Raw genomic sequence first — 26,216 nt, 5'->3', positions numbered from 1 at the left:
GCCCGAAAGCGATCTCGTGCCATGTCATGCCACGCCCCCGGGCCATCCGGAGCAGCCCGGTCTCCAGCGCCCCCGACGGGCGGGTGCCGCGGCGGGCATGGCGGCCCGGCTGCCGACCATGTGGAGCGGTTCTGGCGCAACCTGCGCGACGGCGTGTGCAGTGTCCGCGCCTTCGCCCCCGGCGGCCGGGAGGGCCGGGTGCCGGCCGGCGGGGTCCTCGACGGCGCCGGGCTGTCCGACGCCGCGTACTTCGGCATGAGCGCGCGGGAGGCCGAGCTGACCGATCCCGCCCACCGGCTGTTCCTGGAGTGCTGCGCCCACGCCCTGGAGGACGGCGGCTACGCGGGCCCGGACCACGGGCTGCGCGTGGGCGTGTACGCGGGCGGCGGGATGAACCTGTACGGGCCCCGGCTGCCGTACTACGCGCGGCACGGCATGGGCTTCGGCGGCCCTCGGCGAACACGGCCCGGGAGATGCAGGGCCCTGATCGGCGGGCAGTCCGGCGCGCGGGAGGCGGCGGACGGTGCCGCCCGTCTGGCCGGCACCTACGCCGACTGGCTGAGCCATCTGGTGGCGGCACACCACTGCGTCACATCGGCCTGGACCGGGCGGGTGGTGCACGTGATGTCGGCCGAGGCGCGTCCCGGCGCGTTCCGCCGCGCGGCCGGCGAGCGGCGGGAGGTGCGTGTGGACTCGGCCGGGCCGAGCCCCGCCGGGTCCGGGCGGCCGGCGGGGCGGGCGGACGGCGGGGCGGAGGTTCACTCCCGTGTGGCGGGCGTGCGGGCCCCGGCGCGGTCGCCGCCCGGCACCGCGGACGGCGCCGTCTCCGGCTCGCCGCCGCAGACGCGGGCGTACCCCACCGCCACGACGATCAGGCAGCAGATCAGGGCGAGCGCGCCGGGGTCGAAGGAGCCGTGGAACGCGGTCTCCGCGAGGTAGGTGGCGCCGGGCAGGGTGGTCAGGAGCACCATCGACACCATGGGGTCGGTGCGCTGGAGCCCGGCCTGGAGCAGGAACAGCGGGAGCGTCACGGCGAGCAGGCCGGTGACGAGCGTGCCGGACAGGTCCGTCGTCCACGCGCCGCCGGTTCCCCCGGTCGCGACCAGCAGCACCGCCCCGCACAGGTACGTCAGGTGGAAGCGGTGGGCGGTCACGTGCACGGGGTCGACGCCCCGCCGCCCCAGCTCGGCGGAGATCAGGGCGAGCACGGCCGCCCCCGCGCCCGCCACGAGCACGAGGGCGAGCCCCCGTACGGCCGCGTCCGTGGACAGGCCGTGGGAGCCGGTGAACCGCACGCCGCAGCCGACCCCGAGCAGGACGAGGACGGCCGCCGCCGCCCAGCCCCGCCCCGGGACGCGCCGCGCGAAGCGGGTGAGGCCGATCAGCGCGAGCACGGCCGGTCCGATCGCGGTCTCCACCCCGGTGGCCAGCGCGGAGGGGATCCAGGTCAGGGAGGCGTAGAAGCTGAGGAACGTCACGGCCGTGACCACGTTCATCAGCGCCAGCGGCCCCCGGGCGCGCGGCGCGGCAGGCGCGCCCGGGCCGCGCCGGACCCCGCGGACGAGGAGGGCGGCGTTGAAGACCAGGGCCGCGGCGCCGAACCCGGCGCACGACAGGGCGAGGCTCCCGGAGGAGTCCAGACGCCCGGAGACGTAGCCGTAGACGGCGGCCTGGAGGACGACGGAGGCGACGATGCACAGGACCGGCATGGTCAGTTCCCCGGGTCCGTGACGCGGAACAGCGAGCCGGCGTCCTCCACCTCGTGCAGCACCGACAGGCTGTGCTCCAGCGGTTCCGCGTCCTCGTGGACGAAGGACGCCAGACCGCAGGCGCCGGTGAAGTCGGAGCGGCCGTCGGCGACCTGGGAGGTCGCGTCGACGGAGGTGTAGCACAGCAGCAGGGGGTCGGTGGTGCCGAACGCGGTGCCCAGTCCGATGGGGGTGGGCGCCACGAAGGTGATCCGTTCCACGCCGGGGTCGCCCGCCGGGTGCGCCAGGGAGCTCACCGCGCTGGCGCCGCCGCCGCTGATCACTATTCGTTTGGTCACAGTGGTGTCCGTCGTCGATTCGCTGGAGGGTCGCTGGGAGGGGTCGCGGGGCGTCGCGGGCGGTCGCGCGCGGCGGCGGAAGAGGGGCCGGGTTCGCGGCGGTGGGCGACGCGATCCCCCGGGCCGGCTCCGCGGTCCCGGAGCGGCGACGAAAGTCCACGAGGAAATCCGCCGTACCGGCCGATAGACCAGGTGAACACGCACACTTCGCCGTGACGGAGGATGACGTTAGACGTCGGCCAGGCAGCGGATCAAGCAGTGGTTCATTCTTCGAGACGGTTACCTGGGAACCTGACAAACGCGCACGATATCCTTGCCGGTGTTCAGCGGAATGAGATAGGAAGCGGTTCCGATAGGCGCCGGAAGGGCGCTCGCACCCGGTCGGTATTTACGCATCGGCGACGCGAATACGCGTCCGTTTCACCCGGGTCCGGCGCGGACTCTCGGACCGAAGAAACAATCACTTGTTCACGCCGGGTTTTCCAGGACGAGGATTTGCCCGGAGCGCGCCATCAGCCTCTTGGGACGTGACGGATCAGCCGGCGGGGCACGGAAGCGTGTGCCCGCGCGACGGCCGGCCACCGACCGCCGGTGGCACGATCTGTTCCCCGGCCTCCGGCCGCTCCCCGGCCGTTCCCCGGTCCCTCTCCGGGAATTCCGGGCAGCCGCACCCGCGCGAAGTGACGCGATGCTTTCGGGGCGCGAGGCCCGGGTCGGCAGCGAGCTGACCCGCCTCACACCCGTGTCCGCGGGGAGGCTCACTCGGGCAGCGCGGCCGGACCCCGCACCGACGCCGCGGCCTCGGCCGCCGCGCCAGGACCGCCGGACCGTGCGCGTGCGGCGGGCGCATGGCCGGAACCGGCGGGCACATGACGAGGGGGCGCCCTGCCGGTCTCCCGGCGGGGTGCCCCCTCGGGCGCGCTCAGGCGCTGGTCACTTGTTCAGGTGGGTCCAGAACTCGTCGAACGACAGCAGCTTGTCACCGTCGAGGTCACGGCTGGCGATGACCGCCTCGGCGACGGCCTCGGTGACGTTCCAGTCGCCGCCCTGGGCGAGGGCGGTCCTGAACTCGGCAGCGGTGACGAATCCGTCTCCGTCCGTATCGATCCGCTCGAACTGCCTGCGTGCTTCCTCGATGTCCGCCACCGATCCGCCCCTATCTCGTGCTCAGGTCGTGCTACTGACGCAGGTCAGATTAGCTGCCCGCCCTCGCGCGCAGTGCGGCGACCACCCAGGCGAACTCCTCGCGGGGCCCGGCGCCGCGCACGATGGCCATCAACTCGCGGTACCGGGCGACCCGGTCGCCGAAGGACGCCCGGAGGCGTTCGAGTACGGCCGTCCGGTCGGCGTCGCCCAGCAGGTCGCGCAGCACTTCCTCGGCCTGGGGGGCCTCGGGGGCGATGCCGCGCTCCCGTGCCCGCCCCGCCAGCTCGACGACGCGTTTGGCGAACCACATCGACGCCCCCGCCCGGACCCCGCCGTCGGCGGCGTTGAACTCGGCCACGCCACGCATATGCGCCCGGAACTCCGGGTCCTGGATCATTTCGGCCGGCTCCACCCAGGCGTCGACCTGTTCGGGTGCCGGGTCGTCGGGCAGGCCGGCGGCCAGGCCGCGCATCCGCTCACGGATGTCCGGGTCGGCGGTGTCGAGTCCGTGGAACATCTCGTCCGCGAACTCCTGGATGATCCGCCCGCGTTCGGCGGCGGACAGTCGTGCCAGCTTGTTCGTCAGGGTCGTCTCCTCCGCGGTCGAGCCACGTCGCGCCCCGCTCGACAGCACCGCGCGGGTCGCCCTGAGCGAGCGGATCCGCGCGTCCAGCGCCGCCACGTGGGCCGCCGCGACCTCCGCCACGGTCCGCTCCCCGGCCAGCACCTCGCGTACGTCGTCCAGGCCCAGGCCCAGCTCGCGCAGGGTCCGGATGGGCTCCAGCCGGGCCACGGACCCGGCGTCGTAGAGCCGGTAGCCGCCCGTCGAACGGCCCACCGGGGGCAGGGCGCCCTCGTCGGACCAGTAGCGGATGGTGCGCACGGTCAGTCCGGTGGCCCGCGCCAGTTCGCCGATGGTGAGCAGTCCGGTGCCGTCGTCGATCACATCCGCGGGTGTGGTCCTTCCCGTGGGTGGAGACTCAAGGAGCGCGGATACGCCGCGGGACGCTCCGCCGCTGCGGACGCGCCGGGACGCGTGCGTCCCGGCCCGCGCCCCGCGGCGGGACGCGGAACGTGCCCGGGTCAGCGGAAGATGCCGGTGTGCCCCAGGGAGTAGCGGCCGGGCTGCGGATAGACGGCCAGGCCGTGCGGGCCGCTGCCGACGTCGATGCGGGCGAGCTGGGTGCCGGTGCGGGTGTCGATGGCGTACACCTCCGCGTCGTAGCGCCCCGACAGCCACAGCACCTTGCCGTCCGCGGAGACGCCGCCCATGTCGGGGCTGCCGCCGTCGGGAAGGCGCCATTTCCTGGTGACCTCGCCCCGGGCGAAGTCGAAGACGGAGACGGTTCCCTCGCCCCGGTTGGAGACGTACATCTCGCGGGAGTCGCGGCTGACGTACAGGCCGTGGCAGCCCTTGCCGGTGGGCAGCAGGGTCGGCTGGGCGAATGTGTCGCCGTCCAGCACCCACATCCCGTGGGCCATCATGTCCGCGATGTAGAACTTCTCGCCGTCCGGTGAGATCTTCACGTCCTGCGGCATCGCGCCGTCGAACGGCAGCCTCTGCTGCCCGACGACCTCCATCTTCTCCGTGTCGACCTTCAGCAGCTCGCCGCTGAACTCGCAGGAGACGATGAAGTAGCGGCCGTCCGGGGAGAAGTCGGCGTGGTTGACGCCGTAGCAGCTCACCGGCACCGTCTTGACCCGCTTCATGGTGTGCGGGTCCCGGAAGACCAGTTCGCGGTCGAGGGAGGCCATCACGATGGCGTACTTGCCGTGGGGCGTGAAGTAGAGGTTGTACGGGTCGTGCACCTCCACCGGCTCGCCCGCCTTGCCGGTCTTCGGGTCGATGGGGGTGAGGGAGTGGCCGCGGTTGTTGTTGACCCACAGGGTCTTCAGGTCCCAGGAGGGGACGACGTGCTGCGGCTGGCGGCCGACGCGGAGGGTGTCGACGATCTCGTACGTCGCGGGATCGATGACCGTGACGGTGTCGGACTCGGAGTTGGGGACGTAGACCCGGGAGGGGAAGTCCTTGACCACCGGGGAGAGCTTGTTGGGGCGGTCGGCGGCGTAGACGTCCTTGGGGTCCAGGACGGGCGGCATGCCGGGCAGCCCCTCGACGGGCCTCTTCTCGGTCGCGGCGGGCGCGGCGGCCTTGGTGCGGCGCGGCTCGGCGGCCCGCTCGTCGCGCTCGGTGCCGCAGGCGGCGAGGGCGGCGAGGGCCACGCCCGCGATCAGGGTGCCTCTCACCAGGGTGCGGTGCGCCGGGTGGCGATGCGTCAGCGTCATTCACCCCATTTAAGGGGTTTTACGGAGAAATCCCGCTGATTCGTCCGTTCGGCGGCCGGTCAGGGGCACGCCGCTCCGGCCTGCGCCGGGGTCTTTCGCCTGGCTCAGGCCCTAGCGTTCCGCCACCCGCATCTCGAACCACGTCCGCTTGCCGCGCGGCAGCAGATCGACCCCCCAGCGGTCGGACAGCTTGGCGACGAGGAAGAGCCCGCGCCCGCTGATGTCCGTCTCCCGCACCGGGATCAGACACGGCAGCCCGCGCGAGGGGTCGCGCACCTCGACGCGGATCCAGCCGGGGCGGCGGCGCATCCGCAGTCCGAAGACGCGGGCGCCGGTGTGGTGCACGGCGTTGCCCACCAGCTCCGAGACGAGCAGTACGGCGTCCTCGGTCAGCTTCGGGGGGAGCGCCCACTGGCGCAGCGCCACCATCTGCGCGAGCCGGCGCGCGGCGGCCGCGGACTCGGGACGGGAGGGGAGCTGGACCTCGCCCTCCGTGGGGTTGCCGAACGACTCCAGCGCCTTCAGCGCCCGTTCATCCTCCACCGCCGGCGACCAGCGCGCCGCGGTCACGCGGCCGGCACCCCGCGGCTGTCCCATACCCTCCAGCCCCGCCATGCCCCCCATCATGGCCGCCCGGGCCGTCCCGCGGGGCCGTTCCCGGGGATTGCACTCCCTCGGCAGTCGTGTCCCAGCCGCCCCGCGCGGAGCGGGGAGGTATATGCCGGGGACATGCCAGGGCACTGTCGGCGCCCCGGTGACCTGCCGCAACCGGCCGGCCGGCGGCCCTCCGCACGCCCTGCCCCGGCGGGGCACGGCCGGGCGCGAGCGGCGGGTCCCTCGGCGCGGCAGGCTCCCGGCTTCCGCACGGCCGGGCGCGGAACCGCCCCATCGGGGGACCCGCGCCGGTCAGCACCCGGGTGACGAAGGGGCGGCCGGGCTTCCGGCACATGTCACAGGAACGTCGCCTTGCCGGGTCCCTCCTCCACGAAGCTGCGCATCCCGCGCTCCCGGTCCTCCGTCGCGAACAGCCCGGCGAACCAGTTCCGTTCGACGGCGAGCCCGGTGTCGATGTCCGTCTCCAGCCCCGTGTCGACCGCCTCCTTCGCCGCGCGCAGCGCCAGCGCCGGGCCCCGTGCCAGCCGCGCGGCCCACGCGTGCGCCTCGGCGTACACCTCGGCGGCGGGCACCACCCGGTCCACCAGGCCCAGCGCGAGCGCCTCGTCGGCCTTGACCTGCCGGCCCGTGAAGATGAGGTCCTTGGCCCTGGAGGGGCCGATCAGCCGGGCCAGCCGCTGTGTGCCGCCCGCGCCCGGGATCAGGCCGAGCAGGATCTCGGGCTGGCCGAGCTTGGCGTTGTCCCCGGCGATGCGGTAGTCAGCGCACAGGGCGAGTTCGCAGCCGCCGCCCAGGGCGTAGCCCGTGACCGCCGCCACGACCGGCTTGGGGATGCGGGCCACGGCCGTGAAGGAGTCCTGCAAGGCGCGGGCGCGCAGGACCATCGCGGTGTGGTCCATCACCTGCATCTCCTTGATGTCCGCGCCGGCCGCGAACGCCTTCTCGCCGCCGTAGACCACCACGGCGCGCACGTCCTCCCGGCGCGCGGCCTCCTCGGCGAGCTCCTTCAGCCGGTCCTGGGTGGCGATGTCCAGCGCGTTCATCGGCGGGCGGTCCAGGCGCAGCGTGCCGACGCCGTCTTCGACTTCGAGATGTACGGTCATGCCCAGCAGGTTAACGGCCACTAACGACAGCGGTCCCGGTGCGATGGCTCACACCGGGACCGTCCCCGCCGGCGGCGCGGCGGCAGGCTGGGGGCTGTTACGCCGTCCACTTCTCCCAGGACATGTTCCAGCCGTTGTAGCCGTTGTCCGGGGCCACGACGGCGTCGTCGGAGTTCTTCACGATCACCACGTCGCCGATGAGCGAGTGGTCGAAGAACCAGGCGCCCGGCGCCGTCTCGTCCCAGCCGCCGCGCACGTCGCGCAGGCCGACGCAGCCGTGGCTGGCGTTGCGGTTGCCGAAGGCGTCCCCGCCCCAGTAGTTGCCGTGGATGAAGGTGCCGGAGGTGGTCAGGCGCATGGCGTGCGGGACGTCCTTGATGTCGTACTCGCCGCCGTAGCCGACCGTCTCGCCGTTCATCCGGGTCACCGGGAGCTTCTCGCTGATGACCATCTGGCCGTTCCACGTCTCGTAGCCGGGCGCGCCCGTGGTGACCGGGATCGTCTTGACGACCTTGCCCTCCCGCATGACCTTCATCGTCAGCTTCTTGGCGTCGACGACGGAGACCTGGTTGCGGCCGATGGTGAAGGAGACGGTCTTGTCCTGCTCGCCGTAGACGCCGTCGCGGCCCTCGACGCCGTCGAGGTCGAGGTCGACGGTGACCTTGGTGCCGGCCTTCCAGTACTTCTCGGGCCGGAAGTCGAGCCGGTCGTTGCCGAACCAGTGGCCCTCGACCTCGACGGCCGGCTCCGTCTTGATACGGATGGCCTTCTCGACGTCCTCCGGGTGGGTGATGCCCCGGGTGAAGCGGATGGAGAACGGCATGCCGACGCCGACGGTGGAGCCGTCCTCGGGGGTGAAGTGGCCGATGAAGGTGTTCTTCGGCGTGAGGGTGGTGAAGCGGGAGTCCTCGGCCGCGGGGCGGCCCTCGGCGTCCTCGGCGACCGCGTGCACCGTGTAGGTGGTGGAGGCGGCCAGGTGGGTGGACGGCGTCCAGGTGGCGCCGTCGCCGGATATTCGCCCGTCGACCGTGCCGCCCTCGGCGTCCTTGACCACGACCTCGGTCAGCTTCCCCTTCGCCGCGCCGATCCTCAGGGCGCCGCTGGTGTCGACGCCCTTGGCGCCGTCCTTCGGGGCGATGGTGACGACGGCTTCGGACTGCTTGCTCCGCGCGGCGCCGGATTCCCCGCCCCCGCCTTCGGCGGCGCCTCCGGCACCCGACCCGCCGCCGCACGCGGTCACGGCCAGCAGCACCGCGCCGCACAGCAGCGCCGCCAGCCTCCCGCCGCTCCGCCCCCGCGCGTCAGCCGACGCCCCCGATATCGGTCGCCCGTTCAATTGTTCTCCCCTCGCAGGGCCCTGACCAGGCCCGCACCCCAACGCGTGCTACGCGCTCCGGCGCATATTAACTGCCCGGTGAGGGGCGCCGGCGCCCCGCGTGTGTCACCGTCCTGTACCGAGTCCGGAGGTGACACCGCCGGGGAGCCGCGGGGAGGGGATCGGCCGCGGGCCGTCCGGCCGCGCGGTCACCGCAGCGCGCTGCCCGCCTTCCACGCCCGCCAGCTCATGTTCCAGCCGCCGAGCCCGTTGTCGGGCGCGACCTTCCTGTCGTCGCTGCGCACGACCTCGATGACGTCCCCGATGAGGGTGCGGTCGAAGAACCAGCCCGCCGGGGTGTCCGCGCCGCCGCCCTTGTCGTCGCGCAGGCCCACACAGCCGTGACTGACGTTGGTCCGGCCGAAGACGTCTTCGGGCGCCCAGTAGTTGCCGTGCAGGAAGGTGCCGGAGTCGGTCAGGCGCATGGCGTGCGGCACGTCCGGGATGTCGTACTCGCCGCCGAAGCCGACCGTGCGGCTGTTCATCCGGGTGACCTCCAGCATCTCGGTCACCACCATCTTGCCGTTGTACGTGGTGGTCTTCGGGGCGCCGGCGGTGATCGGCACGGTGGCGAGCAGCTCGCCGTCCCTGCGGACCTCCATGGTGTGCGCGGCGGCGTCGACGACGGAGACCTGACTGCGGCCGACGGTGAAGGAGAACGTCCTGTCCTGGAGCCCGTACACCCCGGGCGCCCCTTCGACGTCGCGCAGGCGCAGGGAGACGGTGACCTTGGTGCCGGGCTCCCAGTAGTGCTCGGGGCGGAAGTCGAGCCGGTCGCGGCCGAACCAGTGGGGGCGGATCTCCACGGGGGGCTCGGCGGTCACCCGGACGGCGCGTTCCACGGCGGCGCGGCGGGTGATCTCCCGGTTGAACGCCAGCGACACGATCATGCCGGTGCCGACGGTGGCGCGGTGCTCGGGGGTGACGTACCCGATGAAGCGCTTGCCGGGGACGTAGGTGGTGAAGGTGGTGTGCCGTGCGGAGCGGCGCCCGTGGCCGTCCAGGGCGACGGCGTCGACCGTGTAGCGGGCGGCCAGCGCGAGCCGGCCCTCATCGGGCTCCCAGCGCAGCCCGTCGGCGGAGACGCGGCCGGGCACCGGGGTCCGCCGGGCGTCCTGCGACTTGACGACCCGGACCGATTCCAGCCGGCCGCCGGGCACCCGCACCGACAGCTTCTCCTCCGGCCGGACGCCCACGCTGCCGTCGGCCGGCGAGATCCGGATGACGTCCTCGGGGGAGGACGGCTTGCCGAACACGCCGCCGGCCCCGGGACCGCCCGGGGTGCAGCCGGCGGCCCCGGCCAGCAGTCCTGCCCATGTCAGTACGGCGGCCAGTACGGCCCTCGCGCGCCGCGCGCGCCCTTGTACGTGCCTCACACCCACCCGTAACGACGGGGCCGCCCCGGGGAAACGTGAGTGCGAGCCACGCTCTGGGCAGAACACTGGGGAGGACGACGCGACGGGGAGCCGTGGCCGGGACACCGTGCGCCCTTTTTTCCGCGTCGTTCCACGAGCAGCGGGAGGCTGACAGGTGTCCAGCGCAGCCGAGCGGGAGGCGGTGGCCGGGGGACGGGCCGCCGGCGACGGTCAGGACGAACACCCCGCCGCCGTGGACGGCGGGCCGCGCCGGGCCCCCACCGCCCCCGCGTGGCCCGGCGCCCCCACACCGCTGGGCGCCCGCTTCCGGGTCGGCCCGGACGGGGTGGCGGGCACCAACTTCGCGCTGTGGGCGGGCGGCGCGGAGGCGGTGGAGCTGTGCCTGTTCGACGGGCAGGGGGCCGAGCGGCGCATACCGCTGACCGAGCTGACCCACCAGATCTGGCACGGCTTCGTGCCGGGCGTGCTGCCGGGCCAGCGCTACGGCTACCGGGTGCACGGCCGCTGGGACCCGTGGACCGGCGCCCGCTGGAACCCGGCGAAGCTGCTGCTCGACCCGTACGCGCGCGCGGTGGACGGCGACTTCCGGCTGCCGCCCCAGGTGTACGGGCATGTGCGGGACTGGCCGGAGCAGCAGGTCGCCGACACGGTGCGCGACGGCCGGGACTCGGCGCCGTACGTCCCCAAGGGCGTCGTCGTCCACGATGACGACGACTGGGCGGACGACCGCCGCCCGAAGACGCCGTGGGCGGACTCGGTCATCTACGAGCTGCACATACGCGGCTTCACCCGGCTGCACCCCGGGATACCGGAGGAACTGCGCGGCACGTACGCCGGTCTCGCGCATCCGGCGGCGATCGAGCATCTGGTGAAGCTGGGCGTGACGGCGGTGGAGCTGATGCCGGTGCACCAGTTCGCCCACGAGGACCACCTGCTGCGGCGGGGCCTCAAGAACCACTGGGGCTACAACTCCATCGGCTACTTCGCCCCGCACGCCGCCTACGCCGCCTCCGGCACCGCCGGGCAGCAGGTCGGCGAGTTCAAGCGCATGGTGCGCGCGCTGCACGCCGCCGGGATCGAGGTCGTCCTCGACGTGGTCTACAACCACACCGCGGAGGCGAACGAGCTGGGCCCGACGCTGTCGCTGAAGGGCATCGACAACCGGGGGTACTACCGTCTCCAGCCGGACGCCCGCCGCTACGCCGACTACACCGGCTGCGGCAACACCCTGCACGTCGTGCAGCCGCACGTGCTGCGGCTGATCACCGACTCGCTGCGGTACTGGGTGACCGAGATGGGCGTGGACGGCTTCCGCTTCGACCTGGCCGCCGCGCTGGCCCGGTCCATGCACGACGTCGACATGCTCTCCCCCTTCCTCGCGGTGATCGCCCAGGATCCGGTGCTGCGGCGGGTGAAGCTGATCGCCGAACCGTGGGACGTGGGCTCGGGGGGCTACCAGGTGGGCGCCTTCCCGCCGCTGTGGACGGAGTGGAACGACCGCTACCGCAACACCGTGCGGGATTTCTGGCGCCACGCCCTGCCCGACGTGCGGGAGATGGGCTACCGGCTGTCGGGCTCCAGCGACCTGTACGCCTGGGGCGGGCGCCGCCCCTACGCCTCGGTCAACTTCGTCACCTCGCACGACGGTTTCACCCTGCGCGACCTCGTCAGCTACGAGCGCAAGCACAACGAGGCCAACGGCGAGGGCAACCGGGACGGCACGGACGACAACCGGTCGTGGAACTGCGGGGTGGAGGGCGAGACGGACGACGAGGGCGTCCGGGCGCTGCGGCGCCGCCAGCTCCGCAACCTGCTGACCACCCTGCTGCTGTCGACGGGGGTGCCGATGCTGCTGGCCGGGGACGAGATGGGCCGCACCCAGGGCGGCAACAACAACGCCTACTGCCAGGACAACGAGCTGGGCTGGGTGGACTGGAGCCTGCTGGACGATCCGGGGTGGCGGGCCCTGTTCGACCTCGCCTCCCGGCTGATCCGGTTGCGGCACCGCCATCCGGTGCTGCGCCGCCGCGCCTTCTTCTCCGGGCGGGCGCACTCCTCGGACGGGTTGCGGGATCTGGCCTGGTTCACGCCGCGCGGCACGGAGATGACGGAGGGGGACTGGTTCGCGCCCGCCGCCACGCTCGGGATGTACCTGTCCGGGCGGGACATCCCCGGCCGGGACGACCGGGGCGCGCCCGTCGTCGACGACAGCTTCCTCGCCGTGCTGCACGCCGGTGAGCGGCCGGTGAGCTTCGTGCTGCCCGGGCCGCCGTGGGCGGAGCGGTACGAGGCGGTCCTCGACACCGGCCTGGAGGAGCAGGCCGCGCCGCCCGGCACGGAGCACCCGGCGGGGGCGGAGATCACGGTGCCGGCGCGGACGGTGCTGCTGCTGAAGGTCGCCGGCTGAGAGCGCGGTCACGCGTTTCGGCTTCGTGAACGCCCCGGCCGTTTCCTTGACCCTCCCCGGGCCGCCCTGGCACCGTCCCGGGTCATGAGGTCCGCCGCAGATCACCGGTGCGTGTGCGTCGCGCTCGTCGAGCGACGCCACGTCGACCTGTGCCGGCAGTCCAGCGCCGTCTGTCGCTGACGCGCTCTCCCTCCCCCTCTTTTCGCTCCCCTCCCTTCCTTAGGTGTGTCCCGGGCCGGGACACACCCGTCCCGAGGATCACCTATGCCCGAGATATCCCGTCGCGCCTTCGGCGGTCTGCTCGGTGGCGGCGCCGTCACCGCGGTCGCCGGCACCACCACCGCCGCCGCCGCGCCCGGCGCCCCCGCCGAACGCCCCTTCCGGTCCCGCAAGGGCGGTGCCCGTCCCGTCCGCCGCCCCAACATCCTGTTCATCCTGGGCGACGACCTGGGCTGGGCCGACCTGTCGTCGTACGGGGCCCCGCACATCAGAACCCCGCATCTGGACCGGCTCGCCGCCCAGGGCGTCCGCTTCACCGACGCCTACGCCGGGTCGGCGACCTGCTCGCCGACCCGGTTCAGCCTGTACACGGGCCGCTTCCCCGGCCGCACCAAGGGCGGGCTGGCCGAGCCCATCGGCAACCGGACCCAGGGACTGGACCCGCGCCACCCCACCCTCGCGTCCCTGCTGAGGAAGGCGGGTTACGCCACCGCGCTCATCGGCAAGTGGCACTGCGGCTTCCTGCCCGACTACAGCCCCACCAAGTCCGGCTGGGAGGAGTTCTTCGGCAACTTCGGCGGCGCCCTGGAGTACTTCTCCAAGCTGGGCCAGCTCGGCGAGTACGACCTGTACGAGGGCGACGCCGAGTACCAGGACCTGCGCTACTACACCACGGTCCTGACCGAGCGGGCCGTCGAGTACGTCTCCCGCGACCACGACCGGCCCTGGCTGCTCAACCTCAACTTCACCACCCCGCACTGGCCGTGGCTGACGGAGGACGACGAGGAGACCGGCGCTCGGATCGCCGCGAAGATCCGCGAAGGCGGCGTGCTGGGCGCGCTGCGGCACGACGACGGCGGCTCGGTGGAGAAGTACCAGGAGATGGTGGAGAACCTGGACGCCGCGGTCGGCGAGGTGCTGGCCGCGCTGCGCCGCTCCGGGCAGGAGGAGAACACCGTCGTCGTCTTCGCCAGCGACAACGGCGGGGAGCGGTTCTCCTACCAGTGGCCGCTCAGCGGGGGCAAGTCCGAGCTGCTGGAGGGCGGCATCCGGGTGCCGACCATCCTGCGCTGGCCCGCGCGGATCGACGGCCGCCAGGTCAGCCGCGAGCCGGTCTACTCGCCGGACTGGACGGCGACCCTGCTGGAGGTGGGCGGCGCCCGGCCGGACCCCGCCTACCCGCTCGACGGGCACAGCCTGGCGGGATACCTGCTGCGGGGCGAGGAGCCGCCCGAGCGCGACCTGTTCTGGCGGGTGCGGAACAACCGCGCGCTGCGGCGCGGCGACTGGAAGTACCACCAGGACGCCGACGGCAACGACCACCTCTACCACCTCGCCACCGACGCGCGGGAGCAGGCCGATCTGGCCGCCGAACGGCCCGAGTTGCTGGCCGCGCTGAAGGCGGCCTGGGAGAGGACCGCGAGCGGGCTGCTTCCGTACCCGGCGTCCTGACCGGCCGGTCCGCTCCCGCTCCCCCGGCCGGGTTCCGCCGCCGGGGTGCGGCGCCCCGAAACTCACTGGGCAGGGACGGTCACGGTCCGTAAGCTCGCCTTGATGCCGCCGACACGCCCCGCCGCCCAGGACCGGTCCGCCGTTCGCACGCTGCTGCGCCTGTGGCCGTACGTGCGGCCGGTGCGGGCGCGGCTGCTGACCGCCGCGTGCGTCGCGGTGCTCGCCTCGTGCCTGGGCCTGGTGATCCCGCTCGTCCTGAAGTGGATGGTGGACGGGCCGGTCGCGAGCGGGGACGCCGGGGGCGTGTGGCTGGGGGCGCTCTGCCTGCTGCTGCTCGGGTGCGCCGAGGCCCTGCTGTTCGGGCTGCGGCGGTGGCTGGTGGCGCGTCCGCTGGCCGGCGTCGAGGCACGCATGCGGGCGGATCTGTACCGGCATCAGCAACGGCTGCCGGTCGCCTTCCACGACCGGTGGCCGTCCGGGCAGCTGCTGTCCCGGGGGACGACCGATCTGATGCTGTTGCGGATGTTCCTCGCCTTCCCGCTGACGTTCCTGTTCGTCAACGGGGTGACCATCGTCGTCGGCGTGGCCGTCATGCTGGCGCAGGACTGGACGCTGGGGCTGGTGATCCTCGGCCCCGCCGTGCCGGTGATCGCCACCTGCGCGGTCTTCGAGAAGCGGTACGCCGCCGTGGCGCGGCGGGCGCAGGACCAGGTCGGCGATCTGACGACGGTGGTCGAGGAGAGCGTGCTCGGCATCCGGGTCATCAAGGGGTTCGGGCGGCACCGCAGCCAGGCGCGGGCGTTCCGGGAGCTGTCGCGGACGCTGCGCGGCACCGAGCTGCGCAAGGCGCGGCTGCTGGCGTCGATCTGGGCGGTCATCGTCACGCTGCCGGAACTCGCGGTCGGCGCGGCGCTGGTGGCCGGGGCCGTGCGGGTGGCCGGCGGCCGGCTGTCGGCGGGCACGCTGGTGGCGTTCCTGTCGACGGCGCTGGCGCTGCGGTGGCCGGTGGAGTCCATCGGCTTCCTGCTGGCGATGTGCCAGGAGGCGGCGACGGCCACCGAGCGGTACTTCGAGGTGATGGACGCCGAGCCGGAACCGGAGCCGGCGCGGACGGCGGGCGGCGGACCGGCCGCCCGCGGCGGCGACCGGGGGCTGCGCTTCGAGAACGTCACCTTCCGTTATCCCGACGCCCCGCCCGGCGCCCCGCCCGTCCTGGACGGCGTCGACCTGCACATCCGCCCCGGCGAGTCCGTGGCCCTGGTCGGGGCGACGGGCAGCGGCAAGACGACGCTGACCGCGCTCGTCCCCCGGCTGCACGAGGTGACCGGGGGCCGGATCACGCTGGACGGCGTGGACATCGCGGCCATGCCCCGTGCGGAGCTGCGCGCCCAGGTCGCCGTCGCGTTCGAGGAGCCGACGCTGTTCTCGGCCAGCGTCGGCGAGAACGTCCTGATGGGGGCCGGCGACGGCGCCGGGCCGGCGGAGCTGGACCGGGCGCTCGCCGTGGCCCGCGCCGAATTCGTGCACACCTTGCCGCAGGGCGCCGGCACCCAGGTCGGCGAGCAGGGCCTGAGCCTGTCCGGCGGGCAGCGGCAGCGGCTGGCGCTCGCCCGGGCCGTGGTGGGCGAGCCGCGGTTCCTCGTGCTGGACGACCCGCTGTCCGCGCTGGACGTGCACACGGAGGCCGCGGTGGAGGCCGCGCTGCGGCGTGTCCTCGCCGGTGCCACCGCGCTGATCGTGGCCCACCGCCCGTCCACGGTGCTGCTCGCCGACCGGGTCGCCCTGCTGTCCGGCGGCCGGATCGCCGCCGTCGGCACGCACCGGGAACTGCTGCGCGCCAACGCCGAGTACGCCCACCTGATGTCGGGCTCCGGGGAGCCTGGGGCCACCGGCGGCACCGGGGAACAGGAGGACGACGCGCGATGACGGCCCCCACCACCTCCCCCGCCGCTCCCGGCGACGAGAACGACGCGGACGGCCGCCCCCGTCCCGGCGAGGACGGCGACCCCTTCGACCGGGACGTGCTGCCCACCCCGCCGGGCGCGACGGCCGCGCTGCTGCGCTCGCTGCTCGCGCCGATGAGGGGCCGCGTCGCCGTCACCTCCCTCCTGCTGCTCCTCCAGCAGGTGGCGGTGCAGGCCGGCCCGCTGCTGGTGGCGTACGCCATCGACCACGCCGTACCCGCCCTGGCCCGCGGCGACCGGGGACCGCTGATCGCCGTGGGCGCGGGCTACCTGCTGTGCGCGCTGAGCGCCGGGGCGCTCCAGTACGCGTTCATCGCCGCCTCCGCCCGGGTCAGCCAGGACGTGCTGCTGGATCTGCGCGGCCGTGTCTTCCGCCACGCGCAGGCGCTCAGCGTCGACTTCCACGAGCGGTACACCTCCGGCCGGCTCATCTCCCGCTCCACCACGGACGTGGAATCGCTGCGGGAGCTGCTCGGCGAGGGGCTCCAGGAGCTGGTGACGGTGGTGCTGTCCTTCGTCTCCATCGCGGCGATGCTGCTCTGGCTGGACCCGGGGCTCGGAGCCGTGGCGGTGGCGTCGTTCGTGCCGCTGTACGGGATGGTCCGGGTGTACCGGCGGCGGGCGCGGGAGGTGTACCGGAACAAGTCCACGGCGATGGCGGCCGTGATCGTGAAGTTCGTGGAGACGATGAACGGCATCCGGCCGGTGCGCGCCTTTCGCCGGGAGGCCGCCAACGACGCGGACTTCGCGCAGCTCAACCGGCGGCACGAGCGGACCAACGGCGACGCGCTGCTGGAGATGGCCCGCTATGTCACCGGCTCCCGGCTGATCGCCAACACGACCGTCGCGGGGATCGTGCTGTGGGGCGCCCACCGGGTGGCGGAGGGCTCGCTGGCCCTCGGCGCGCTGGCGGCGGCGGTGCTGTACCTGCGCCGGCTGTACGACCCGATCGACCGGCTGGGCATGTTCCTGAACTCCTGCCAGTCGGCGGCGGCCTCCCTGGAGAAGATCGCGGGCCTGCTGGCACAGACGCCGTCCGTGCCGGAGCCGTCGGCGCCGAAGGAGCTGCCGCCGCGGGCGTCCCGGGCCCCCGGCCGCGAGGTCGTCTTCGAAGGCGTCCGCTTCGCCTACCGCACCGGCGGCGAGGTGCTGCCCCGCTTCGACCTCACCCTGCCCGCCGGGCAGACCGTCGCCGTCGTCGGCTCGACCGGCGCGGGCAAGTCGACGCTGGCCAAGCTGCTCGCCCGGTTCTACGACCCCACCGGCGGACGGGTGTTGCTGGATGGCGTCGACCTGCGTGACCTGGCCAACGCCGAGCTGCGGCGCGGGGTGGTGATGGTGACGCAGGAGGCGTTCCTGTTCTCCGGCACGGTCGCCGACAACATCGCGATCGGCCGCCCGGACGCCGCCCGCGAGGAGGTCGAGCGGGCGGCGAAGGCGATCGGCGCCCACGACTTCATCTCCGCGCTCCCCGACGGCTACGACACCGACGTCCGCAAGCGGGGCGGCCGCATCTCCGCGGGCCAGCGGCAACTGGTGGCGTTCGCCCGCGCCTTGCTGGCCGATCCGGCGGTGCTGATCCTGGACGAGGCGACCAGCTCGCTGGACATCCCGGGTGAGCGGGCGGTGCAGCGGGCGATGGCGACGGTGCTGCGCGGGCGTACGGCGGTGGTGATCGCGCACCGGCTGTCGACCGTGGAGATCGCCGACCGGGTGCTGGTGATGGAACACGGCCGGATCGTCGAGGACGGCACCCCGGCCGAACTGATCGCCGGATCCGGCCGGTTCGCCGGCCTGCACCGCGCGTGGCGGGACAGCCTGGTCTGAGGGCCGCGGCCAGGGAACCGTCACCCTCATGACCGCTCATCAGCGACTCTCACGGGATCTTCAGACCCGTCCACGAATCCCTGCGGGCCGCATACCTTGCCTTGGGCAACTGTGTTGACGATCACGCGGAATCCCACATTCCGCACACAGTATGTGTATAGGCCAGCTTTACCGCCCTTTGGTGGTCTTGCCGACCGGCGGGATCGGAAGGGACGGCACATCCTTGTGCAGATACACGGCGGGGCGTTCCCGTCCGAGGCGCCGAAGAGGCCGTATCGCCCTGGCGTCCGCTCTCGTGCTGGCGGCGGAGGCCGCCTTCATATCCGGCCAGCCGGCCGTGGCGGCACCGTGCGTGCAGACGGTGGTGGCGAAGGGCGACGGCACCCGCGAGCACCTGTACAACGACACAACGACACCACCTACGACGACCCCGTGTGGCCCGCGCCGTGCGGCCGGTCGTCGATGTCGAACTACGTCAACACGCAGTCGATGCAGCCGTTCGGCGTGAGCTTCGCCAAGCAGTTTCGGCTGCTGGACCGCGACGAGTACTGGGTCGACCCGGACAACGCCCGGTTCGCGTCCTGCGACCCGTCCCAGGACATGATCAAGTGCTCGATGAAGTGACCGGCCACTGTGCCGTGCCGGTTCCGACGGACTGACCTGCGCGGTCCGGCCACGGGGCACGCTCATCCGACGGACGTCGGGTGGGCGTGCCCCTTCCCCTGCTTCTACGGAGGATCCGATGAGTGACGCACCACGCGCCTGAACCACCCTCACCGACTGGCTGGCCGCGCACGCGCCCGCCTCGCACGCCACCCTGCGGCCCGGCGCGTCCGCGGCCGACGTGACGTCCGCCGAGAGCGGCCTGGGGGCGCCCCTGCCGCCCGACCTCGCCGCACTGCTGACGCTGTGTGACGGGACCGCGGACGCCTCGGCCCCGGACCGCGACCCCGGCGAGTACGACCCGGGCCGCTTCCTCGCGCAGCACCACCTGCTGCCGCTGGAGGCCGTCGCCGCGGTCCGCGGCGGTGCGGGGGCCGCTGACGCGTTCCGGGGTTCCTGGGTTCCCTTCGCCGTCACCGACTACTCACTCGCCCCGTGGGACGGCCTGGCCATCGAGCCCGGAGGCCGGCTCGCCGCCTTCTCCCAGGCCGACGGCACACCGCCGTCGCAGCCCCTGACCGCGCCCGGGTACGGCTCGCTCGGCGAGTTCCTCAACGCCTCGGCCGCGGCCTTCGTCCAGGGCACCGGTCCGCTGACGCGGGAGGCGGTTCCCGGTCTGCACCGAGGCGGGCTCGTGTGGGGGCCGTTGCCGGGGGACGACGCCCCGTGGACGCCGCTCCACCCGGGCGGCGACTCCGCGGGCTGAATCCGGCGCCCCGCCCGCACCGGGCCGCCCGGCTCCCCCGGCCGGGTAACCGACCGGCCCGGGCGACGGGCGAGGACCGGGAACGGGCGGGGCGGGGCGGGGCAGGGCAGGCGGGTCAGAACGGGGCGGGGCAACGGTCCGAACAGGGCGGGGCAGAGCAGGCGGGGCGGGGCGGGTCAGAGCAAGACAGGCAACGAGTCCGTATAACGAACGTGAACTCCCGGACAACGAACGATTTCCGGCCAACTTGCTGACGCGGCCCTGACAAGCGCACCGATCTCCTGCCACTCTTCCCACGGCCGCTCCACAGCAACCCCACAGCGCCACTCCCACCGCTGTGCCGCGGCCGGCAGCTGTCGAGCACGTGTTCTCCGCGTACCGCCTTGCTCCGCCCGGGCCGGACCACCCGCCGCCCGGTCTCCCCCTGGCCGCGCGACCCGCGGCCGCGCAGAAGGAGTCAGTGTTGAGCACCCGTTCCTCTCGCAGACCCGCCCCCCACTTCACGTCCCACCGCGGCGCCGCCCTCGCCCTCGCCGGTGTCGCCGCGCTGATCGCCACCGCCGTCCAGTCGGGCGCCGCCACCGCGGCCCCCTCCCAGGCGCCCCAGGCGGCCCCGGGGGCGGAGTCGGTCCGGCTCACCCCCGCCCAGCGGGCCGAACTCCTCCGCGAGGCGGACGCCGCCACCGCGGCCACCGCCAAGGACCTGGGCCTGGGCGCCAAGGAGAAGCTGATCGTCCGTGACGTGATCAAGGACCGCGACGGAACCGTGCACACACGGTACGAGCGGACGTACGACGGGCTGCCGGTCCTCGGCGGCGATCTGGTGGTGGCGACGTCCCCGTCCGGCGCCACCGAACGCGTCGTCAAGGCCACCCGCGCGAAGGTCGCGGTGCCGTCCGTCACGCCCGAGCTCGCCGCCGCCCAGGCCGAGCGGCAGGCGCTCGGCGCGGCGCAGGCGGAGGAGGCCAAGAGCCCGGACGTCACCCGGGCGCCGCGCAAGGTGGTCTGGGCCGCGAGCGGCGGCCCGGTCCTCGCCTACGAGACGGTCGTCGGCGGCCTCCAGCACGACGGCACCCCGAACGAACTGCACGTGATCACCGACGCGCGCACCGGCGAGAAGCTGTACGAGTGGCAGGCGATACAGAACGGCACCGGCCACACGGTGTACAGCGGAACCGTCCCCCTGACCACCACCCAGTCCGGATCGTCGTACACCCTCACCGACGGGGCCCGCGGCAACCACCGGACCTACAACCTCAACCGCCGCACCTCCGGCACCGGCACCCTCTTCTCCGGCGCCGACGACGTCTGGGGCAACGGCAGCCCGTCCAACCTGGAGTCGGCCGCCGCCGACGCCCACTACGGCGCCGCGCTGACCTGGGACTACTACAAGAACGTGCACGGCCGCAACGGCATCCGCGGTGACGGCACGGCCGCCTACTCGCGGGTCCACTACGGCAACAACTACGTCAACGCCTTCTGGTCGGACAGCTGCTTCTGCATGACGTACGGCGACGGCTCCGGCAACGCCAACCCGCTCACGTCGATCGACGTGGCCGCGCACGAGATGACGCACGGCCTGACCTCCAACACCGCGGGCCTGCGCTACAGCGGCGAGTCCGGCGGCCTGAACGAGGCGACCAGCGACATCTTCGGCAGCACCGTCGAGTTCTACGCCAACAACTCCTCCGACGTCGGTGACTACCTCATCGGCGAGGAGATCGACATCAACGGCGACGGCACCCCGCTGCGCTACATGGACAAGCCCAGCAAGGACGGGGCGTCCAAGGACAGCTGGTACTCGGGCATCGGCTCGGTCGACGTGCACTACTCCTCCGGCCCCGCCAACCACTTCTTCTACCTGCTGAGCGAGGGCAGCGGCAGCAAGACCGTCAACGGGGTCACCTACAACTCGCCGACCTCGGACGGCCTGCCGGTCACCGGCATCGGCCGCGCCAAGGCCGAGAAGATCTGGTTCCGGGCGCTGACCACCAAGTTCACCTCGACCACCAACTACGCGGGCGCCCGCACCGGTACCCTCGCCGCGGCCGGCGAGCTGTACGGCACGAGCAGCGCCGAGTACAAGGCGGTGCAGAACGCCTGGGCGGCCGTCAACGTCGGCTCCCGCGCCACCGGCTGAGGTGCGATGCGGCACGGCCGCGCCCCCGCCGGCGCGGTCCGCGCCGCACACGGCCGAGGCGCCGTCCCGGTGGTGCGACTCCCGGGGCGGCGCCCGTCCTACGCTTGGTGCCCATGTCCTTCACCTACGACGACGTCGGCGCCACCCGCGAGCAGGGCCACTGCCCGCCCGGCTTCCACTCCCTGCACGTCCGCACCCGCCTCGGAGAGGGCGAGCCGGTCTTCCGGCGGGCGGCCGAGGCGCTTCTGACCTGGCGGATGCACCGGGCCGTGGGCGTCGGCATCGACGCCGGCGCCGACCGGGCCGCGCCCGGTGTCGACGTGACCGTCACCCTCGCCGGGATGGTCAAGGCGCCCTGCCGGGTGGTCTGGACGGTGGAGGAGCACCGCCGGGCGGGCTGGGCCTACGGCACCCTGCCCGGCCACCCCGAATGCGGCGAGGAGGCGTTCGTGGTCGACCGGACGGGGGACGGCACGGTCTGGCTGACCGTCACCGCCTTCAGCCGCCCGGCCAAGTGGTACTCCCGGGCGGGCGGGGCGGCGACCCGGGGGTTGCAGCACGCCTACGCCCGGCGGTGCGGAGCCGTGCTGCGGCGGCTCAGCGCCGAGGACCCCGCGGGCTGACGCTCACCTCATCAGCACCCCCGCCGCCTCGACCACGTCCTGCGACGGCACCGTCACCAGTCCGAGTTCGGCGCCCGAGGCCAGCAGCCGGTGGGCGGGCAGGACCCGGACGGTGTAGCCGAAGGGACCGGTGCGGTCCAGGGCGAGCGGCCCCTCGTACACCCACCGGCCCTCGGTGTCCGCCCCGCCCACCGGTTTCAGCGGCACGGCCGTGGCGTCGGTGATGCGGTCGTCGCCGTCGACCCGGCCGGAGACCGCCTGCACCTCGACGTCGTCCGGGGCGAGTCCGCCGAGGTCCACGCGCACCCGCAGCCCCAGCGTCGAGCCCAGCTCGGCGGTGGTGGCGGCGGACGTCTCCACATGGTCGACGCGCACGCCGGGCCAGGCCGCCCGCACCCGGGCCTTCCACCCGGCCAGGCCGCGCGCCCCGTCGGCGTCCATCGCGCGGTGTGCCTCGGCGGCCGGGGCGTAGAGGCGCTCGACGTACTCGCGGACCATGCGCCCGGCCAGCACCTTGGGGCCGAGCAGGCTCAGGGTCTGGCGGACCATCTCGATCCACCGGTCCGGCAGCCCGCTCGGGCCGCGCTCGTAGAAGCGCGGGGTGACCCGCTGTTCCAGCAGGTCGTAGAGGGCGGCGGCCTCCACGGCGTCCCGCCGGTCGGGGTCGGTGCCCGCCCCGTCCGCGGTGGGGATCGCCCAGCCGAAGTCGGGCTGGAACCACTCGTCCCACCAGCCGTCGCGCACGGAGAGGTTGAGACAGCCGTTGAGCGCCGCCTTCATCCCGGAGGTGCCGCACGCCTCCAGCGGCCGCAGCGGGTTGTTCAGCCAGATGTCGCAGCCGGGGTAGAGCTTCTGCGCCATCGCCATGCCGTAGTCCGGCAGGAACACGATCCGGTGCCGCACCCGCGGGTCGTCCGCGAACCGCACCAGTTCCTGGACGAGCCGCTTGCCGCCGTCGTCGGCCGGGTGCGCCTTGCCCGCGACCACGATCTGCACCGGCCGCTCCGGGTGCAGCAGCAGGTCCATCAGGCGGTCGCGGTCCTGGAGCATCAGCGTCAGCCGCTTGTACGACGGGACACGCCGCGCGAACCCGATGGTGAGGACCTCCGGGTCGAGGACGTCGTCGATCCAGCCCAGCTCGGCCGTCCCGGCGCCGCGCTGCCGCCAGGAGGCCCGCAGCCGCGCCCGCACCTCCGTCACCAGCTGCTCGCGCAGGGTGCGGCGCAGCTCCCAGATGTCCTGGTCGGGGATGTCGGCGACGGCGTCCCAGCGCTCCGAGCCGCCGGCGCTCAGGGCGTCCTCGGTGCGCTGCGCGCCGATCTGCCGGGCGCCGAGCCGGAACATCTCGGGGGCGACCCAGGTGGGCGCGTGCACGCCGTTGGTGACGGAGGTGATCGGCACCTCGTCGGGGTCGAATCCGGGCCACAGGCCGGCGAACATCTCCCGGCTGACGTGGCCGTGCAGCAGGGATACGCCGTTGGCGCGCTGGGCCAGCCGCAGGCCCATCACGGCCATGTTGAACAGGTTGGGCTCACCGCCCGGGTAGGTCTCCATGCCGAGCTGGAGGACGCGTTCGACGTCGATGCCCGGCAGCTCGGCGGCAGGGCCGAAGTGGCGGGCGACCAGTTCGCGGTCGAAGCGGTCGATGCCGGCCGGGACGGGGGTGTGGGTGGTGAAGACGGTGCCGGCCCGCACCGCCTCCAGCGCGGCGTCGAACTCCAGGCCGCGCGCGCACAGTTCGGCGATGCGCTCCAGGCCGAGGAACCCGGCGTGTCCCTCGTTGGTATGGAACACCTCCGGCTCGGGGTGGCCGGTGAGTCGGCAGTACGTGCGCACCGCCCGGACCCCCCCTATGCCGAGCAGCATCTCCTGGAGCAGCCGGTGCTCGCTGCCGCCGCCGTAGAGCCGGTCGGTCACGCCGCGTTCGCCGAGGTCGTTCTCCTCCACGTCGGAGTCGAGCATCAGCAGCGGTACCCGGCCGATCTGGGCCAGCCAGATCCGGGCGCGCAGCTCCCGTCCGGCGGGCAGGGCGAGGCGCACCTGCGCGGGCGTGCCGTCGTCCTCCTTCAGCGGGGTCAGGGGCAGCTCGTTGGGGTCGAGCACCGGGTAGTGCTCCTGCTGCCAGCCGTCGCGGGAGAGGGTCTGGCGGAAGTAGCCGTGCCGGTAGAGCAGGCCGACGCCGATGAGCGGCAGTCCGAGGTCGCTGGCCGCCTTGAGATGGTCGCCCGCCAGGATGCCGAGGCCGCCGGAGTACTGCGGCAGGGCGGCGGTGATGCCGAACTCGGGCGAGAAGTAGGCCACGGCGGCGGGAAGCCGGGCACCGGAGCCGTCGTGCGTCTGGTACCAGCGCTCGCCGGTCAGATAGTCGTCGAGGTCGTCGGCGACCGCCGTGAGCCGGCGCAGGAAGCGGCGGTCGCCGGCCAGCTCGGCGAGGCGCTCGGGGCGGACGGTGCCCAGCAGCCGTACCGGGTCGCCGCCGCAGGCGGCCCAGCGCTCGGGGTCGACGGACTGGAACAGGTCGCGGGTCTCGACATGCCAGGACCAGCGCAGATTGCGGGCCAGATCGCTGAGGGGCCGCAGGGGGCCGGGGAGGACGGGACGGACGGTCAGTCGGCGGATCGCCTTCACATTCCACCTCAACGCGGTCGCTCGATGGGACGGGTGGGCGTCACCTCGTCCCTTGCGACGGTACCGGCGGCGGCAGGGCCCCGCCGGGTGCTTCGCCCCGGGCCGCCCGATCGGCCGGAAATCACCTCAACCCTTCCCCCTCTCCACATAACCGATATGGCCGATTCCGCCCTCGTAAGCCGGGCCACCTTGTGGGGCCGTCCCCCACACACACGAGAGGCCGCACGGGGCGTGCCGTCCGTGCCGGTCGCCGCCGACGTGGAGCGCGAGCCGTGCGCCGTGCCGGGGAGGGGACGGCACACCGGGGCGGACAGCGCCTCCACCGGACGTACCAGGGGGCGAGAATCAGCCACTCTTGGGACGACGTCCTGGACGGCTTCGCCGTCCGGACCGGTCCGCCGCACGTCGGCGTCCCGCGTCCGTGACAGCCGGCGGGTGACCTCACCCGGTACACCGAGGGCGCCGACGCGCTGTTTTCCGGCCACTCGCCCGCGGGCCACGCCGACGCGGGCGGCGAAGGCGCCGGCCGGCGGGACGTCCGCCGGACCGGTGCCGGGGCGGGGCCCGGTCCGCCCAACCGACCGGTGCGGGTGGCGCGTTGGTGACCACACGTGCCCTTCGCCGCCACGCGTCGGGCCCCGACGGGCCCCGACCGTTCCCGTCCGTTTCCGGGCGGGGCCGGACGCGTGCGCGGCATGTGCCGGGCCGGTGTGCCGGGTTCCCGTGCCACCGCGCGCTCCGGCTCACGCCGGACCGGGCCGGGCGGCCTGGCCGGACTTGTGCGCCGTCATACGCGTGAGTAGTTAACAAAGTGCCGGATTGCCCACCCGAAAGGTGTGGGAAGGCTCCTCCGGTACACCCCTCAGGTAGACCACGCAGGACCCACCTCCCCACAGTCATCCGCCCACCCCTCGTTGACGCGGACAGGAGCGGTCATGCCCGCCAGGCACCACTCGTCGGTACCCCCGACGCCCAGCACCGAAGCAGCCCCCGCACACCCGGCCGCCGACGGCCGGCCGACTCCCGGGCGGGCGCCCGCGGGTGAGGCCACCGCCGTCGGGCGCATCCCGGTCCTCGACGTCCGCCCGGTCGTCCAGCACGGGCGCCGGCCCGCCAAGGCCGTGACCGGCGAGTCGTTCGAGATATCGGCCACCGTGTTCCGGGAGGGGCACGACGCGGTCGCCGCCAACGTCGTGCTGGAGGACCCGGACGGCCGCCCCGGCCCCTGGACGCCGATGCGCGAACTGGCGCCGGGCACCGACCGGTGGGGAGCCACCGTCACCGCCGGGCGCCCCGGCCGGTGGACGTACACCGTGGAGGCGTGGGGCGACCCGGTCACCACCTGGCGCCGCCACGCGCGGATCAAGATCCCGGCCGGCATCGACACGGCCCTCGTCCTGGAGGAGGGCGCGCGGCTGTACGAGCGGGCCGCCGCGGGCGTCCCGGACGGCGCGGGCCGGCGGGAGATCCTCGCCGCCGCCGGTGCCCTGCGGGACGAGTCCCGCCCGGCCGCGTCACGGCTTGCGGCGGCGCTGACGCCGGAGGTGGACGCGGTCCTGGCCCGCCACCCGCTGCGGGAACTGGTCACCACCACCGAGCCGCTGCCCCTGCTCGTGGAGCGCGAACGCGCCCTGTACGG

19 protein-coding genes and 2 pseudogenes are annotated in these 26,216 nt (G+C 73.6%); 11 read left to right on the top strand and 10 right to left on the bottom strand.

Features of this window, described 5'->3' with window-relative positions; translation table 11 throughout:
* Positions 1 to 21: 21 nt before the first annotated feature.
* Positions 22 to 408: pseudogene (locus AB0L74_RS33555) on the top strand (beta-ketoacyl synthase N-terminal-like domain-containing protein); the annotation flags it as partial.
* Between the two features lie 350 nt (positions 409 to 758).
* On the opposite strand, the gene AB0L74_RS33550 reads toward AB0L74_RS33555, so the two are convergent.
* The 9 genes from AB0L74_RS33550 to AB0L74_RS33510 form a co-directional block, all read right to left on the bottom strand.
* A complete protein-coding gene (locus tag AB0L74_RS33550) occupies positions 759 to 1,709 on the bottom strand; it encodes a hypothetical protein (RefSeq protein ID WP_365661003.1) in 951 nt (316 codons plus the stop codon).
* A gap of 2 nt (positions 1,710 to 1,711) precedes the next feature.
* Positions 1,712 to 2,047, bottom strand: a complete 336-nt coding sequence (locus AB0L74_RS33545) for a hypothetical protein (protein ID WP_365661000.1) — start codon at positions 2,045 to 2,047, stop codon at positions 1,712 to 1,714.
* Between the two features lie 933 nt (positions 2,048 to 2,980).
* Positions 2,981 to 3,193, bottom strand: coding sequence for an EF-hand domain-containing protein (locus AB0L74_RS33540; protein WP_365660997.1), 213 nt, complete (start codon positions 3,191 to 3,193; stop codon positions 2,981 to 2,983).
* A gap of 49 nt (positions 3,194 to 3,242) precedes the next feature.
* Positions 3,243 to 4,139, bottom strand: coding sequence for a MerR family transcriptional regulator (locus AB0L74_RS33535; RefSeq protein ID WP_365660994.1), 897 nt, complete (start codon positions 4,137 to 4,139; stop codon positions 3,243 to 3,245).
* 137 nt (positions 4,140 to 4,276) lie between these two features.
* Positions 4,277 to 5,479, bottom strand: a complete 1,203-nt coding sequence (locus AB0L74_RS33530) for a hypothetical protein (protein ID WP_365660991.1) — start codon at positions 5,477 to 5,479, stop codon at positions 4,277 to 4,279.
* 111 nt (positions 5,480 to 5,590) lie between these two features.
* Positions 5,591 to 6,094 carry an ATP-binding protein gene (locus AB0L74_RS33525; RefSeq protein ID WP_365660987.1) on the bottom strand — a complete coding sequence of 168 codons (504 nt, stop codon included), beginning with the start codon at positions 6,092 to 6,094 and terminating at the stop codon, positions 5,591 to 5,593.
* Between the two features lie 335 nt (positions 6,095 to 6,429).
* Complete coding sequence (locus AB0L74_RS33520; protein WP_365660984.1) at positions 6,430 to 7,197, bottom strand: enoyl-CoA hydratase-related protein; 768 nt, start codon at positions 7,195 to 7,197, stop codon at positions 6,430 to 6,432.
* Between the two features lie 97 nt (positions 7,198 to 7,294).
* Complete coding sequence (locus AB0L74_RS33515; RefSeq protein ID WP_365660981.1) at positions 7,295 to 8,533, bottom strand: Ig-like domain-containing protein; 1,239 nt, start codon at positions 8,531 to 8,533, stop codon at positions 7,295 to 7,297.
* Between the two features lie 188 nt (positions 8,534 to 8,721).
* On the bottom strand, positions 8,722 to 9,948 hold the full coding sequence (locus AB0L74_RS33510) for an Ig-like domain-containing protein (RefSeq protein ID WP_365660978.1): 1,227 nt from the start codon (positions 9,946 to 9,948) through the stop codon (positions 8,722 to 8,724).
* 154 nt (positions 9,949 to 10,102) lie between these two features.
* Here AB0L74_RS33510 and glgX point away from each other — a divergent pair, with 154 nt between their 5' ends.
* The 9 genes and pseudogenes from glgX to AB0L74_RS33465 all read left to right on the top strand — a co-directional run bounded on the left by glgX (position 10,103) and on the right by AB0L74_RS33465 (position 21,949).
* Positions 10,103 to 12,355, top strand: coding sequence for a glycogen debranching protein GlgX (gene glgX, locus AB0L74_RS33505; RefSeq protein ID WP_365660975.1), 2,253 nt, complete (start codon positions 10,103 to 10,105; stop codon positions 12,353 to 12,355).
* An 84-nt stretch (positions 12,356 to 12,439) separates the two neighbouring features.
* On the top strand, positions 12,440 to 12,535 hold the full coding sequence (locus AB0L74_RS33500; protein ID WP_365660972.1) for a putative leader peptide: 96 nt from the start codon (positions 12,440 to 12,442) through the stop codon (positions 12,533 to 12,535).
* An 84-nt stretch (positions 12,536 to 12,619) separates the two neighbouring features.
* Entirely contained in the window at positions 12,620 to 14,026 is a 1,407-nt protein-coding gene (locus AB0L74_RS33495; protein ID WP_365660969.1) for a sulfatase-like hydrolase/transferase, read from the top strand.
* 102 nt (positions 14,027 to 14,128) lie between these two features.
* Entirely contained in the window at positions 14,129 to 15,952 is a 1,824-nt protein-coding gene (locus AB0L74_RS33490; protein WP_365660966.1) for an ABC transporter ATP-binding protein, read from the top strand.
* Entirely contained in the window at positions 15,949 to 17,817 is a 1,869-nt protein-coding gene (locus AB0L74_RS33485; protein ID WP_365660963.1) for an ABC transporter ATP-binding protein, read from the top strand. Before AB0L74_RS33490 ends, AB0L74_RS33485 begins: the two co-directional genes overlap by 4 nt.
* 432 nt (positions 17,818 to 18,249) lie before the next feature.
* Positions 18,250 to 18,441 carry a hypothetical protein gene (locus AB0L74_RS33480; RefSeq protein WP_365660960.1) on the top strand — a complete coding sequence of 64 codons (192 nt, stop codon included), beginning with the start codon at positions 18,250 to 18,252 and terminating at the stop codon, positions 18,439 to 18,441.
* A gap of 220 nt (positions 18,442 to 18,661) precedes the next feature.
* Complete coding sequence (locus AB0L74_RS33475) at positions 18,662 to 19,186, top strand: hypothetical protein (RefSeq protein ID WP_365660957.1); 525 nt, start codon at positions 18,662 to 18,664, stop codon at positions 19,184 to 19,186.
* Positions 19,187 to 19,649: 463 nt separating this feature from the next.
* Positions 19,650 to 21,317, top strand: a pseudogene (locus AB0L74_RS33470) (M4 family metallopeptidase); the annotation flags it as partial.
* A gap of 122 nt (positions 21,318 to 21,439) precedes the next feature.
* Complete coding sequence (locus tag AB0L74_RS33465; protein ID WP_365660954.1) at positions 21,440 to 21,949, top strand: DUF1990 domain-containing protein; 510 nt, start codon at positions 21,440 to 21,442, stop codon at positions 21,947 to 21,949.
* Between the two features lie 3 nt (positions 21,950 to 21,952).
* On the opposite strand, the gene AB0L74_RS33460 is transcribed toward AB0L74_RS33465, so the two are convergent.
* Positions 21,953 to 24,577 carry a glycosyltransferase family 1 protein gene (locus AB0L74_RS33460; RefSeq protein ID WP_365660951.1) on the bottom strand — a complete coding sequence of 875 codons (2,625 nt, stop codon included), beginning with the start codon at positions 24,575 to 24,577 and terminating at the stop codon, positions 21,953 to 21,955.
* 935 nt (positions 24,578 to 25,512) lie between these two features.
* Between AB0L74_RS33460 and AB0L74_RS33455 the strand changes: the two genes are divergently transcribed.
* Positions 25,513 to 26,216 (top strand): maltotransferase domain-containing protein (locus tag AB0L74_RS33455; RefSeq protein WP_365660948.1); only part of this gene is annotated, 704 nt, incomplete at its 3' end.

This window comes from Streptomyces sp. NPDC052020 (genome assembly GCF_040680575.1).
Taxonomy (GTDB): domain Bacteria; phylum Actinomycetota; class Actinomycetes; order Streptomycetales; family Streptomycetaceae; genus Streptomyces.
This window is presented reverse-complemented; position numbering and strand designations above follow the sequence as displayed.